The following is a 12683-nucleotide window of genomic DNA, read 5'->3' on the forward strand; positions in this document are numbered from 1 at the left end:
CCATGACAGACGCACTCAAGCGCCTTTCCGACGAAGGCGTCGCGATCTGGCTGGACGACCTGTCGCGCAAGCGGATCACGTCCGGCAACCTCGCCGAGCTGATCGACCAGCAGCACGTCGTGGGCGTCACCACCAACCCGACGATCTTCCAGAAGGCGATCTCGGAGGGCGACGGCTACGACCAGCAGCTCTCGGACCTCGCCGCCCGCAAGGTCACCGTCGAAGAGGCCATCCGCATGATCACCACGGCGGACGTCCGCGACGCCGCCGACATCCTGCGCCCGGTCTTCGACGCCACGGAGGGCCAGGACGGCCGGGTCTCCATCGAGGTCGACCCGCGTCTCGCACACGACACCAAGGCGACCGTCGCCGAGGCCAAGCAGCTGGCCTGGCTGGTGGACCGCCCCAACACCCTGATCAAGATCCCGGCCACCCAGGCGGGTCTGCCGGCGATCACCGAGGTCATCGGCCTGGGCATCAGCGTCAACGTCACGCTGATCTTCTCCCTGGAGCGCTACCGCGCGGTCATGGACGCCTACCTCTCCGGTCTGGAGAAGGCCAAGGAGCGCGGCCTGGACCTGTCGGAGATCCGCTCGGTGGCGTCCTTCTTCGTGTCCCGCGTGGACACCGAGATCGACCGCCGCATCGACGAGATGGGCACCGACGAGGCCAGGGCGCTGCGCGGCAAGGCCGGCGTGGCCAACGCGCGCCTCGCCTACCAGGCGTACGAGGAGGTGTTCTCCTCCGACCGCTGGGACGCGCTGGAGAACGCGGGCGCGCACAAGCAGCGTCCGCTGTGGGCCTCCACCGGTGTGAAGGACCCGGCGTACAAGGACACCATGTACGTCGAGGAACTGGTCGCGCCGAACACCGTCAACACCATGCCGGAGGCCACCCTGGAGGCCTCCGACGACCACGGCGAGATCCGCGGCGACGCGGTCACGGGCACCTACGCGGCGGCCCGCGCCGACCTGGACGCGCTGGAGAAGATCGGCATCTCGTACGACGAGGTCGTCCAGGTGCTGGAGGACGAGGGCGTGGAGAAGTTCGAGACGTCCTGGAACGACCTCCTGAAGTCCACCCAGGCGGAGCTCGAGCGCCTCGCCCCTTCGGAGGGCTGACTTGTCACCCGTTTCCGGTTCCGGAGCGAACCCGCTCCGTGACCCGGCCGACCGACGGCTCCCGCGTATCGCGGGGCCGTCGGGTCTGGTCATCTTCGGGGTCACGGGCGACCTGTCGCGCAAGAAGCTGATGCCCGCGGTCTACGACCTCGCCAACCGGGGTCTGCTGCCGCCGGGCTTCTCGCTGGTGGGCTTCGCCCGCCGCGAGTGGGCGAACGAGGACTTCGCGCAGGAGGTCCACGACGCCGTCAAGGCGCACGCCCGTACACCGTTCCGCGAGGAGGTCTGGCAGCAGCTCATCCAGGGGATGCGCTTCGTGCAGGGCACCTTCGACGACGACGAGGCGTTCGAGCGGCTGCGCTCCACCATCGACGAGCTGGACAAGGCGCAGGGTACGGGCGGCAACTTCGCCTTCTACCTGTCGGTGCCCCCGCGCTCGTTCCCGGTGGTCATCCAGCAGCTGAAGAAGCACGGGCTCGCCGACCAGTCCGGCGGTTCCTGGCGGCGCGCGGTCATCGAGAAGCCGTTCGGACACGATCTGAAGTCGGCCGAGGAACTGAACGCCATCGTGCACGAGGTGTTCACCCCGGACCAGGTCTTCCGGATCGACCACTACCTCGGCAAGGAGACCGTCCAGAACATCCTGGCGCTGCGCTTCGCCAACACGATGTTCGAACCGATCTGGAACCGGTCCTTCGTGGACCACGTGCAGATCACCATGGCCGAGGACATCGGCATCGGGGGCCGGGCCGGCTACTACGACGGCATCGGCGCCGCCCGTGACGTCATCCAGAACCACCTGCTCCAGCTGCTCGCGCTGACCGCGATGGAGGAGCCCTCCTCCTTCGGCGCACAGGCGCTGGCCGCGGAGAAGACCAAGGTGCTCGGCGCCGTGCGGCTGCCGAAGGACCTCGGCGAGAGCACCGTGCGCGGACAGTACGCGGCGGGCTGGCAGGGCGGCGAGAAGGTCATCGGCTACCTCGAAGAGGACGGCATCGACCCGAGGTCGAAGACCGACACGTACGCGGCGATCAAGGTGGGCATCGACAACCGCCGCTGGGCGGGCGTCCCGTTCTACCTGCGCACCGGCAAGCGGCTCGGCCGCCGGGTGACCGAGATCGCCGTCGTCTTCCAGCGGGCCCCGCACTCCCCCTTCGACCACACGGCGACGGAGGAGCTGGGCCAGAACGCGATCGTGATCCGCGTCCAGCCGGACGAGGGCATCACGGTCCGCTTCGGCTCCAAGGTGCCGGGCACCTCGATGGAGATCCGGGACGTCTCCATGGACTTCGCCTACGGCGAGTCGTTCACCGAGTCCAGCCCGGAGGCGTACGAGCGGCTGATCCTGGACGTGCTGCTCGGCGACGCCAACCTCTTCCCGCGCACGGAGGAGGTCGAGCTGTCCTGGAAGATCCTCGACCCGATCGAGCAGTACTGGGACAAGCACGGCAGGCCCGCGCAGTACCAGTCGGGCACCTGGGGCCCCGCCGAGGCGGACGAGATGCTCGCACGAGACGGACGGAGCTGGCGCAGGCCATGAAGATAGACCTGACCGACACCACCGCCGGCGAGATCAACAAGGCGCTCGTGCAGGGGCGTCGGGCCATCGGCACTCCCGCCGTCGGCATGGTCCTGACCCTCGTCATCGTCACCGACGAGGAGAACGCGTACGACGCCCTGAAGGCCGCCAACGACGCCTCGCGCGAGCACCCCTCGCGGACGCTGGTGGTCATCAAGCGGATCTCCCGCACCCCGCGCGACCGCACCTCCTCGCGCCTCGACGCCGAGGTACGGGTGGGCGCGGAGGCGGGCACCGGCGAGACGGTCGTGCTGCGGCTGTACGGCGAGGTCGTCGGCCACGCCGACTCGGTCGTGCTGCCGCTGCTGCTGCCGGACGCCCCGGTGGTCGTGTGGTGGCCGGTGAACGCCCCGCTGGAACCGGCCAAGGACCCGCTGGGCGCGCTGGCCCAGCGCCGGGTCACCGACACCTACGCGTCCGAGGAGCCGGTGCGGGAACTCACGGCCCGCGCCGAGGCTTACACCCCCGGCGACACCGATCTGTCCTGGACCCGGATCACGCCCTGGCGCTCGATGCTGGCGGCCGCCCTGGACCAGGTGACCTGCCAGGTGCAGGCGGTCGAGGTGGAGGGCGAGGAGTTCAACCCGAGCTGCGAGCTGCTGGCGATGTGGCTCGCGGACCGGCTGGACGTGCCGGTACGGCGCTCCCCGTCCGCGGGACCGGGGCTGACCGGCGTCCGGATGGACACCACGTGCGGTCCGATCACCCTGGACCGCGCGGACGGCTCGCTGGCCACGCTGTCCATCGAGGGCCAGCCGGCCCGCGCGGTGGCGCTCAAGCGGCGGGACACCGCGGAGCTGATCGCGGAGGAGCTGCGCCGACTGGACCCGGACGACACCTACGCGTCGGCACTGCGGTACGGGGTGGACCGGCTGAACACGGTTCCGGACCGGGGCGCCTCTTTCTCGGAGGAGAGCGAGGCCCCGACCTCGGCCTCGACCTCGGCTTCGGCTTCGGCCGGGGCCGGGGAGCCGTCCCCCGCCGAGGACGCGCCCGTCGCCGAGCCGGAACCCGTTCAGGAGGCGGCCAAGGCGCCCGCGAAGAAGGCGACGGCCAGGGCCGCGAAGAAGACACCCTCCAGGAAGGCGTCGGCGAAGTGAGCACCCCTCAGCTGGTCGTCCACCGCGACAAGGAACTGATGGCCCAGGCCGCCGCGGCCCGCCTGATCACGAAGATCGTGGACGCGCAGGCCTCCCGGGGCGCCGCGTCCGTGGTCCTCACCGGCGGCCGCAACGGCAACGGTCTGCTGGCCGCGCTGGCGGAGGCACCGGCCCGGGACGCCATCGACTGGACCCGCCTGGACCTGTGGTGGGGCGACGAGCGCTATCTGCCCGAGGGCGACCCCGAGCGCAATGTCACCCAGGCCCGCGCGGCCCTGCTGGACTCCGTCCCGCTGGACCCCGCGCGTGTGCACGCCATGCCGGCCTCCGACGGGCCGTACGGCACGGACGTCGAGGCGGCGGCGGAGGCGTACGCGGCGGAGCTGGCGAAGGCGGCCGGGCCGGAGAACCACGGCTCGGTGCCCACCTTCGACGTGCTGATGCTGGGCGTCGGCCCGGACACCCATGTGGCCTCGCTCTTCCCCGAGCTGCCGGCCGTACGGGAGACCGAGCGCACGGTGGTGGGCGTGCACGGCGCGCCCAAGCCGCCACCGACCCGGATCTCGCTGACACTGCCCGCGATCCGCTCGGCCCGTGAGGTCTGGCTGCTCGCGGCGGGCGAGGACAAGGCGGAGGCGGCGGCCATCGCCCTGTCCGGCGCGGGCGAGATCCAGGCCCCGGCGGCGGGCGCCCGCGGTCGCAGTCGCACCCTGTGGCTGCTGGACGCGGCCGCGGCCTCCCAGCTGCCGCGCTCGCTGTATCCGCCGGCGTCCCCCTGACGCCCGGCGGCATGTGGTCCGTGGAGACGGCGGGGGCCGGCGCCCCCGCCGTCTCTCGTGTCCGGGCTCAACGGCCGTACGTGTACCAGGGGTCGTGCGGTATCCGACCCGCGTGCAGCGCCGGATGGTCCGCCAGCCGTATGCCGAACCGCCGCTTGAGTACGGCCAGTTCGTACAGCGCGATGCCGGTGACCGTCACCGGGGCGCCGAGGATGAACACGATGCCGAGGGTGAGGCCGAGGCCGTGCAGATCGCCGGTGAACAGGTCGGGCAGGGCCATCAGCCAGGTGGTGACGATGGCGAGCAGGGGCGGCAGACCGCGGTGCACGGCCGCCGTGCCGAAGAAGTTGCCGGTGACCCGCAGGGCACCGGCGCCGACGAACCAGACCAGCCACAGCGTCAGCAGGCCCACCGGCAGGATCATCAGTCCCGCGCCCAGTCGGCTGCTGTTCTGGAGCAGGAACAGGGTCACCGCGGCCGACGCCACGAAGGTGAGCAGCAGCCCGAGGGCTCGCAGCAGCGGCGGACGCAGGGAGCGCAGGCTGCCGCCGCGCCGCCAGATCCACAGCATCACGCCGACCGTCAGCGGGGCGATCACCAGCAGCACCCCACAGGCGACCAGCAGGTTCTCCATCATCTCCGTGACGGCGAAGCCGCCCTCCACGAAGGTGTAGACACCGATCGCGGCGACCGAGCCCGCCGCCACCCGGATCCGCTTGAGCTGTTCGACGGCCGGGTCGAGCGGTTCCGGTATCCAGGTGGGGTGGAACACCGCCCAAGCCGCGTGATGGGCCTTCAGATAGTTGCGGTCGCGCTGGTCGTCCGGCGCCCGGTTCCCCCGTGCCACGGTCCACTCCCCCGAGTAGCGTCGTTCGTGATCACCGGGAGTGTACGGGACACCGGTCGGCGGACCCCGCCCGGTGTCCCGGCACCCCCGGCCGCCGGTCAGCTACGGCCGCGCAGTTCCCGGTACTTGGCGACCAATGCCTTGGTCGAGGCGTCGAGGCCGGGTACCTCGACACCCTCGATGAGCGCGGGTTCGACGCGTTTGGCGAGGACCTTGCCCAGCTCCACGCCCCACTGGTCGAAGGAGTCGATGTTCCACACCGCGCCCTGCACGAACACCTTGTGCTCGTAGAGGGCGATCAGCTGGCCGAGGACGGACGGGGTGAGTTCCCGCGCCAGGACGGTGGTCGTGGGCCGGTTGCCCTGGAAGGTCTTGTGCGGGACCAGTTCCTCGGGCACGCCCTCCGCGCGAACCTCCTCGGCCGTCTTACCGAAGGCAAGGGCCTGGGTCTGGGCGAAGAAGTTGGCCATCAGCAGGTCGTGCTGCGCCTTCAGCTCACCACTGAGTTCGGCGACCGGCTCGGCGAAGCCGATGAAGTCGGCGGGGATCAGCTTGGTGCCCTGGTGGATCAACTGGTAGTAGGCGTGCTGCCCGTTGGTCCCCGGGGTGCCCCACACGACGGGTCCGGTCTGCCAGTCGACCCGCTTGCCGTCCCGCGCCACGTACTTGCCGTTGGACTCCATGTCCAGCTGCTGGAGGTAGGCGGTGAACTTGGAGAGGTAGTGGCTGTACGGCAGTACGGCGTGCGACTGGGCGTCGTGGAAGTTGCCGTACCAGATGCCCAAAAGGCCGAGGATCAACGGGGCGTTGGCCTCGGCGGGCGCGGTGCGGAAGTGCTCGTCCATCAGCCGGAAGCCGTCCAGCATCTCCCGGAAGCGGTCGGGCCCGATGGCGATCATCAAGGAGAGGCCGATCGCGGAGTCGTACGAGTACCGGCCGCCGACCCAGTCCCAGAACTCGAACATGTTGGCCGTGTCGATGCCGAACTCGGCGACCTTGCCCGCGTTGGTGGACAGCGCCACGAAGTGCTTGGCCACCGCGGCGGAATCGCCGAGCGCGTCCAGCAGCCAGGTGCGCGCGGAGGTGGCGTTGGTGATCGTCTCGATGGTGGTGAAGGTCTTGGAGGCGATGATGAACAGCGTCTCGGCCAGGTCCAGGTCGCGGGTGGCCTCGTGCAGGTCGGCGCCGTCCACGTTCGACACGAAGCGGACGGTCAGCTCCCGGTCGGTGAAGCTGCGCAACACCTCGTAGGCCATCGCCGGGCCCAGGTCGGAGCCGCCGATGCCGATGTTGACGACATTGCGGATCCGCTTGCCGGTGTGGCCCGTCCAGGCGCCGGAGCGGACCCGCTCGGCGAAGTCGCTCATCCGGTCGAGGACGGCGTGCACCTTGGGCACCACGTTCTCGCCGTCGACCTCGACCACCGCGTCCCGCGGCGCGCGCAGCGCGGTGTGCAGCACCGCCCGGTCCTCGGTGACGTTGATCTTCTCACCGCGGAACATGGCGTCCCGCAGCCCGAACACGTCCGTCGCCGCAGCCAGTTCGCGCAGCAGCCGCAGTGTCTCGCCGGTGACCAGGTGCTTCGAATAGTCGATATGGAGATCGCCGACGCCCAGTGTGTACCCGGCGCCGCGCCCGGGATCGGCGGCGAACAGATCCCTGAGACGGGTGTCGGCCAACTCCTCCCGGTGTTCGGCGAGAGCGGTCCACTCGGGCGTCTGGTCGAGCCTGGTACGGCCGTCCGTGTTCATTTCCGACTTCCGCCTTCTTTCGTGCCTGTTCCAGCGGTTCCAACCTAATTGATCACCGGGGGACACGGGCCGACGTCGCGCCTTCGCCCGGCGCGGCACCGGATGCGTCCGTCCTCGCGACCGGTATCAGCGCGATGACGGACACAACGAAGAAGGCGGCCGCCAGGAGGGCCGGGGTGCCCCGGCCCCAGGCGGTGGCCACGGCGCCGCCGAGCAAGGCGCCCAGCGGGGTCCCCGCGACGCCCAGGGTGCGGAAGGCGGAGCTGACCCGGCCGAGGGTGCCGGCGGGGCTGCGTTGCTGCATCAGGGTGGTGCTGTTGACGTTCCACAGCATCCCCATGAACCCGAGGACGGCCATGGCGGCCACCAGGACGGGCAGGCTGCGCACCGAGCCCATGACGAGGAGCGCCGCGGTCTGCGTCGTACCGGCGAGCAGGACGGTGCGCAGCGGGCCGAGCGCGGCCGTGATCCGCCGGTTCACCGTGCCCCCGGCCAGGCCGCCGACGGTGTAGGCGGTGGCGGCCGCCGCATAGCCGGCGGTGCCCGCGTGCAGCCAGCCGGTCACGATCACGACCAGGGTGGCGATCAGGCCGCCCATGCCGATGTTGCACAGGGCCGTGGCGGCACACAGCCCGCGCAGGGGCCGGTCGTGCCACAGGATGCGCAGTCCGGCGGCGATCTCCCGGCGCAGGGTGCTGCCCGCCGGCCTCGGGGCGCGCTCGGGCGTGTCGGTACGCAGGGAGGCGACCAGGGCCGCGGCCGCGACGAAGGTGGCCGCGTCGGTCAGGAAGGGCGTGGCGGCCCCCGCGGCGAGCAGCACCGGCACGGCGGGCGCCCCCAACAGCCCGCCCGCGATCATCTGCCCGGTCATCAGCCGGGCGTTGGCGCTGCCGAGGACCTCGCGACCCACGAGGGCGGGCAACAGGGCGGTGGAGGCGTTGTCGAAGAGGGTCTGGAGGGTGGTCAGGGTGAAGGCCAGTGCGATCAGCAGGGCGATCGAGGCGTGGCCGAGGGCGACGACCACCGCGAAGGAGGCGACCAGTACTCCTCGTACCGTGTCCACGGTCCACATCGCGCGGCGCTGGTCGACCCGGTCGGCGACGGCCCCGCCGGTCAGTCCGAAGAGGATCCAGGGCAGACAGCCGCAGGCGGTCACGGTGGCGATGAGCAGCGGCCGGTCGGTGAGCGAGGCGGCGAGCAGCGGCAGCGCGGCATTGCGCAGCGCGTCCCCGAACCGGGACAGCACGGCGGCGCTCCACAGCCGCCCGAAGCCCCCGCGCCATGCGGGCGCGCACGTCTCCCCCGCCGCCACCGTCGTCACAAGTCCCCCTCACGGTCGTCGCCTTCACGAGAACCGTAGGGGGTGCCACTGACAATCGGCCGGACCGAGCGGCGGATACGGCTCCGGCCGGGCACCCGAGGGTGCCCGGCCGGGCCTCAACGTCTAGATCTCGCCGCGCAGTTTGGCGAGCGCCTCGGCGAGGATCGCCTCGCCGTCCGCGTCGCTGCGCCGCTCCCGCACATAGGCGAGGTGCGTCTTGTACGGCTCGGTGCGGGGCGGGTCCGGCGGGTTGTCCCGGTCCTGGCCGGCCGGAAAGCCGCAGCGCGGGCAGTCCCAGGTGTCGGGGACCTGTGCGTCGCTGGCGAAGCTCGGCTGTGTCTCGTGCCCGTTGGAGCACCAGAAGGAGATGCGCAGCCGCGGTGCGGACTCGCCGCGCTCGGCCTCGCCCATCGGCCCCGCCCCGACCCGGCTTCCTCGGATCGCGTTGCCACTTGCCACGGTCGTAACTCCCTGCGTGATGGTGCCGCGAAGCGAGTCGGCGTACCGCTTCGCTGCGAGCGCCTCAGTCTACGTAAGGCCCAACGCGCGTCCAGTGATGGGAGTTACCGTCCCCGCACCCAGACGCAAGCCCCATGATAGGCCGCGCTCGGGAGCGCGCACCGAACATGGGGCTCAACGTACGGAATGTATATGCCTGGAAGGCCGGGATCAGCCGTTCGTCTTCATCAGGATGCCGAGGACCACGATGCACACGAGCCACAGCACACCGATCACGACGGTGATCCGGTCGAGGTTGCGCTCGGCGACCGAGGAGCCGCCGACGGAGGACTGCATGCCGCCACCGAACATGTCGGAGAGGCCGCCGCCCTTTCCCTTGTGCATCAGCACCAGCAGCATCAGCAGCAGGCTGAAGACGATCAGGGCGATCGAGAACCCCAAAACCACGGCTGGACCAACTTCCTCGGATTCGGATGGACGACGGGGGCACGGCACCTGGGCCATGCCCCCGCAAGAGTACGACGTATCGCGGCTACCGCCTACTCATGGACGGGCGTCGCCGCTCCGTCACTGATCGCGGAAGCGCACGATCTTGACGAACTCGTCGGTGTCCAGCGAGGCGCCGCCGACCAGGGCGCCGTCGATGTCGGCCTTGGCCATGATCTCGGCGACATTGCCCGACTTCACGGAGCCGCCGTACTGGATGCGGACCTTGTCGGCCACGTCCTGGGAGTACAGCTCGGCGACCTTGGCGCGGATGGCGGCGCAGACCTCCTGGGCGTCGTCGGCGCCGCAGACCTTGCCGGTGCCGATGGCCCACACCGGCTCGTAGGCGATCACGAGGGTCTCGGCCTGCTCGGCCGGAAGGTCCTTGAGGCCGCCCTCGACCTGGGTGAGGGTGTGGCTGACGTGGTTGCCCGCCTCGCGGACGTCCAGTTCCTCGCCGACGCACAGGATCGGGGTCAGGCCGTGCTTGTAGGCCGCCTTCACCTTGGCGTTGACGATGTCGTCGGTCTCCCGGTGGTACTGACGGCGCTCGGAGTGGCCGATGACCACGTAGGCGCACTTCAGCTTGGCCAGCATCGGGCCGGAGATCTCGCCGGTGTAGGCACCGGAGTCGTGCTGGGAGATGTCCTGGGCGCCGTACTTGATCTTGAGCTTGTCGCCGTCGACCAGGGTCTGGACGGAGCGCAGGTCGGTGAAGGGCGGCAGGACGGCGACCTCGACGGCCTCGTAGTCCTTGTCGGCCAGGGCGAAGGCGAGCTTCTGGACGTGCGCGATGGCCTCGAGGTGGTTGAGGTTCATCTTCCAGTTGCCCGCCATCAGCGGCGTGCGGGTGGTCATACGGGGTCAGTCCTCCAGTGCGGCGAGACCGGGAAGCGTCTTGCCCTCGAGGTATTCGAGGGAGGCGCCGCCGCCGGTCGAGATGTGGCCGAATGCGTTCTCGTCGAAGCCGAGCGTGCGCACGGCCGCGGCGGAGTCACCGCCGCCGACGACGGTGAAACCGTTCGAGTCTACGAGCGCCTGGGCAACCGCCTTGGTGCCCTCGGCGAAGTCGGGGTGCTCGAAGACGCCCATGGGACCGTTCCAGAACACGGTCTCGGCGTCGGCGAGCTTCGAGGCGTACAGCTCCCGGGTCTTCGGACCGATGTCCAGGCCCTCCTGGTCCGCGGGGATCTTGTCCGCGTCGACGGTGTCGTACTGGCTCGGCGCCTTGGTCTTCAGGTCCGGGAACTGCCGGGAGACCAGGACGTCGACGGGGAGGAGCAGTTCCACGCCCAGCTTCTCGGCGCGCTCCATGTACTCGGTGACGGCCGGGATCTGGTCCTCCTGGAGGAGGGAGATGCCGACCTCGTAGCCCTTGGCCCTGAGGAAGGTGTAGGCCATGCCGCCGCCGATGAGCAGCCGGTCGGCCTTGCCGAGCAGCTGGTCGATGACGGCGAGCTTGTCGGAGACCTTGGCACCGCCGAGCGCGACGACGTAGGGGCGCTTGACGTCCTCGGTGAGCTTCTTCAGGACGCCGACCTCGGTGGCGATGAGGTAGCCGGCGTAGTGCGGCAGCCGGGCCGGAAGGTCGTACACGGAGGCGTGCCGCCGGTGCACGGCGCCGAAGCCGTCGCCGACGTACACATCGGCGAGAGCGGCCAGCCGGTCGGCGAACTCGCCGCGCTCGGCGTCGTCCTTGGACGTCTCACCGGGGTTGAAACGCAGGTTCTCGATGACGGCGACCTGGCCGGGCTGAAGGCCGTCGACGGCCTCGTGGGCGGCGGGGCCGACCGTGTCCTGGGCGAAGGCGACCGGGGCGCCGAGCAGTTCACCGAGGCGCTCGGCGGCGGGCAGGAGCGAGAAGGCGGGGTCCGGGGCGCCCTTGGGGCGGCCCAGGTGCGAGGCGACGATCACCTTGGCGCCCGCGTCGGCGAGTGCCTTGACGGTGGGCAGCACGGCGCGGATGCGGCCGTCGTCGGTGATCGTCCCGTCGGCCAGCGGCACATTGAGGTCGGCGCGGACGAAGACCCGCTTGCCGCTTACGCCGTCGGCGAGAAGTTCGTCGATCGTCTTCATTGAGTGGACTCCTGAGGAGGGCTCGTGGTGCACCTTGATCGTATGAGGACGTGGCCCGTGCGCGAGACAGGGCCCGGCCAGCGCTCCGGTGCGCCGGCCGAGCCCTGCTCTCATGTCACGGTCGTGCTGCTGCGGTCTTCGGCGATCAGAGCTGGTTGCCGACGAAGACCGTGAGGTCCACGAGACGGTTGGAGTAGCCCCACTCGTTGTCGTACCAGCCGATGACCTTCACGTTCTTGCCCTCCTGGACCATGGTCAGGGAGGAGTCGAAGGTGCAGGACGCCGGGGCGTTGACGATGTCCGAGGAGACGATCGGGTCCTCGGTGTAGTCGAGGAGACCCTTGAGCTCGCCCTCGGCGGCCTTCTGGAAGGCGGCGTTGACCTCTTCCTTGGTGACCTCGCGGCTGAGTTCGACCACCAGGTCGGTGACGGAGCCGGTCGGGACCGGGACGCGCATGGCGAGGCCGTCCAGCTTGCCCTTGAGCTGCGGCAGGACCAGGGCGGTGGCCTTGGCGGCACCGGTGGTGGTCGGGATGATGTTCTCGGCGGCGGCGCGGGCGCGGCGCAGGTCCTTGTGCGGGAAGTCCAGGATGCGCTGGTCGTTGGTGTACGCGTGCACCGTGGTCATCAGACCCTTGACGATGCCGAAGTTCTCGTCCAGGACCTTCGCCATCGGGGCCACGCAGTTGGTGGTGCAGGACGCGTTCGAGATGACGTGGTGGTTCGCCGCGTCGTACTTGTCCTGGTTGACACCCATCACGATGGTGATGTCCTCGTCCTTGGCCGGAGCCGAGATGAGGACCTTCTTGGCGCCGCCGGCCAGGTGCTTGGCGGCGTCCTCGCGCTTGGTGAAGATGCCCGTCGACTCGATGACGATGTCGACGCCCAGCTCGCCCCAGGGGATGTCGGCCGGGTTGCGCTCGGACAGCACCTTGATGGTGTGGCCGTCGACGGTGATCGTGTCGGCGGTGTGGGAGACCTCCTGCTTGAGGCGACCCAGGATCGTGTCGTACTTGAGCAGGTGGGCCGTCGTGGCCGTGTCACCCAGGTCGTTGACAGCCACAACCTCGATGTCCGCACCCTGCTCCAGCAATGCGCGGAAATAGTTACGACCGATGCGGCCGAAGCCGTTGATGCCTACGCGGATCGTCACGAACCGATCTC

Annotated in this window: 12 protein-coding genes; 4 read left to right on the forward strand and 8 right to left on the reverse strand. The window is 70.1% G+C overall.

Annotated elements, in window-relative coordinates; translation table 11 throughout:
* Positions 1-2: 2 nt before the first annotated feature.
* Genes tal through pgl form a run of 4 tightly spaced genes read left to right on the forward strand, consistent with a single transcriptional unit; the run spans position 3 to position 4579 of the window.
* Positions 3-1121, forward strand: a complete 1119-nt coding sequence (gene tal / locus QSK45_RS05080; RefSeq protein ID WP_285553626.1) for a transaldolase — start codon at positions 3-5, stop codon at positions 1119-1121.
* Between the two features lies 1 nt (position 1122).
* Positions 1123-2661 carry a glucose-6-phosphate dehydrogenase gene (gene zwf / locus QSK45_RS05085; protein WP_285553627.1) on the forward strand — a complete coding sequence of 513 codons (1539 nt, stop codon included), beginning with the start codon at positions 1123-1125 and terminating at the stop codon, positions 2659-2661.
* The gene (opcA, locus tag QSK45_RS05090) at positions 2658-3800 is read left to right on the forward strand and encodes a glucose-6-phosphate dehydrogenase assembly protein OpcA (protein ID WP_285553628.1); all 1143 of its coding nucleotides are present in this window, start codon (positions 2658-2660) and stop codon (positions 3798-3800) included. The genes zwf and opcA overlap by 4 nt, the downstream gene beginning before the upstream one ends.
* Complete coding sequence (gene pgl, locus QSK45_RS05095; RefSeq protein ID WP_285553629.1) at positions 3797-4579, forward strand: 6-phosphogluconolactonase; 783 nt, start codon at positions 3797-3799, stop codon at positions 4577-4579. Before opcA ends, pgl begins: the two co-directional genes overlap by 4 nt.
* Positions 4580-4646: 67 nt before the next feature.
* Here pgl and QSK45_RS05100 read toward each other — a convergent pair whose 3' ends face one another.
* The 8 genes from QSK45_RS05100 to gap all read right to left on the reverse strand — a co-directional run bounded on the left by QSK45_RS05100 (position 4647) and on the right by gap (position 12672).
* Entirely contained in the window at positions 4647-5426 is a 780-nt protein-coding gene (locus QSK45_RS05100) for a hypothetical protein (RefSeq protein ID WP_285553630.1), read from the reverse strand.
* A gap of 98 nt (positions 5427-5524) precedes the next feature.
* The gene (gene pgi, locus QSK45_RS05105; RefSeq protein ID WP_285553631.1) at positions 5525-7177 is read right to left on the reverse strand and encodes a glucose-6-phosphate isomerase; all 1653 of its coding nucleotides are present in this window, start codon (positions 7175-7177) and stop codon (positions 5525-5527) included.
* Positions 7178-7229: 52 nt separating this feature from the next.
* Complete coding sequence (locus QSK45_RS05110; protein ID WP_285553632.1) at positions 7230-8498, reverse strand: MFS transporter; 1269 nt, start codon at positions 8496-8498, stop codon at positions 7230-7232.
* Positions 8499-8621: 123 nt separating this feature from the next.
* Positions 8622-8957, reverse strand: a complete 336-nt coding sequence (locus QSK45_RS05115) for an RNA polymerase-binding protein RbpA (RefSeq protein WP_003957010.1) — start codon at positions 8955-8957, stop codon at positions 8622-8624.
* Between the two features lie 210 nt (positions 8958-9167).
* The gene (gene secG, locus QSK45_RS05120) at positions 9168-9404 is read right to left on the reverse strand and encodes a preprotein translocase subunit SecG (RefSeq protein ID WP_285553660.1); all 237 of its coding nucleotides are present in this window, start codon (positions 9402-9404) and stop codon (positions 9168-9170) included.
* A 120-nt stretch (positions 9405-9524) separates the two neighbouring features.
* Entirely contained in the window at positions 9525-10301 is a 777-nt protein-coding gene (gene tpiA, locus QSK45_RS05125) for a triose-phosphate isomerase (protein ID WP_285553662.1), read from the reverse strand.
* Between the two features lie 6 nt (positions 10302-10307).
* The gene (locus tag QSK45_RS05130; RefSeq protein ID WP_285553663.1) at positions 10308-11519 is read right to left on the reverse strand and encodes a phosphoglycerate kinase; all 1212 of its coding nucleotides are present in this window, start codon (positions 11517-11519) and stop codon (positions 10308-10310) included.
* Positions 11520-11664: 145 nt separating this feature from the next.
* Positions 11665-12672 carry a type I glyceraldehyde-3-phosphate dehydrogenase gene (gene gap / locus QSK45_RS05135; RefSeq protein ID WP_145491580.1) on the reverse strand — a complete coding sequence of 336 codons (1008 nt, stop codon included), beginning with the start codon at positions 12670-12672 and terminating at the stop codon, positions 11665-11667.
* Between the last annotated feature and the right edge of the window lie 11 nt (positions 12673-12683).

Source organism: Streptomyces hygroscopicus subsp. hygroscopicus (assembly GCF_030269125.1).
Lineage (GTDB): Bacteria > Actinomycetota > Actinomycetes > Streptomycetales > Streptomycetaceae > Streptomyces > Streptomyces hygroscopicus_C.

What these genes read in the sequence shown, in the direction of transcription:
- tpiA (WP_285553662.1), bottom strand. Translation starts at nt 10,301, where the DNA reads ATGACCACCCGCACGCCGCTGATGGCGGGCAACTGGAAGATGAACCTC.
- QSK45_RS05130 (WP_285553663.1), bottom strand. Translation starts at nt 11,519, where the DNA reads ATGAAGACGATCGACGAACTTCTCGCCGACGGCGTAAGCGGCAAGCGG.
- pgi (WP_285553631.1), bottom strand. Translation starts at nt 7,177, where the DNA reads ATGAACACGGACGGCCGTACCAGGCTCGACCAGACGCCCGAGTGGACC.
- opcA (WP_285553628.1), top strand. Translation starts at nt 2,658, where the DNA reads ATGAAGATAGACCTGACCGACACCACCGCCGGCGAGATCAACAAGGCG.
- tal (WP_285553626.1), top strand. Translation starts at nt 3, where the DNA reads ATGACAGACGCACTCAAGCGCCTTTCCGACGAAGGCGTCGCGATCTGG.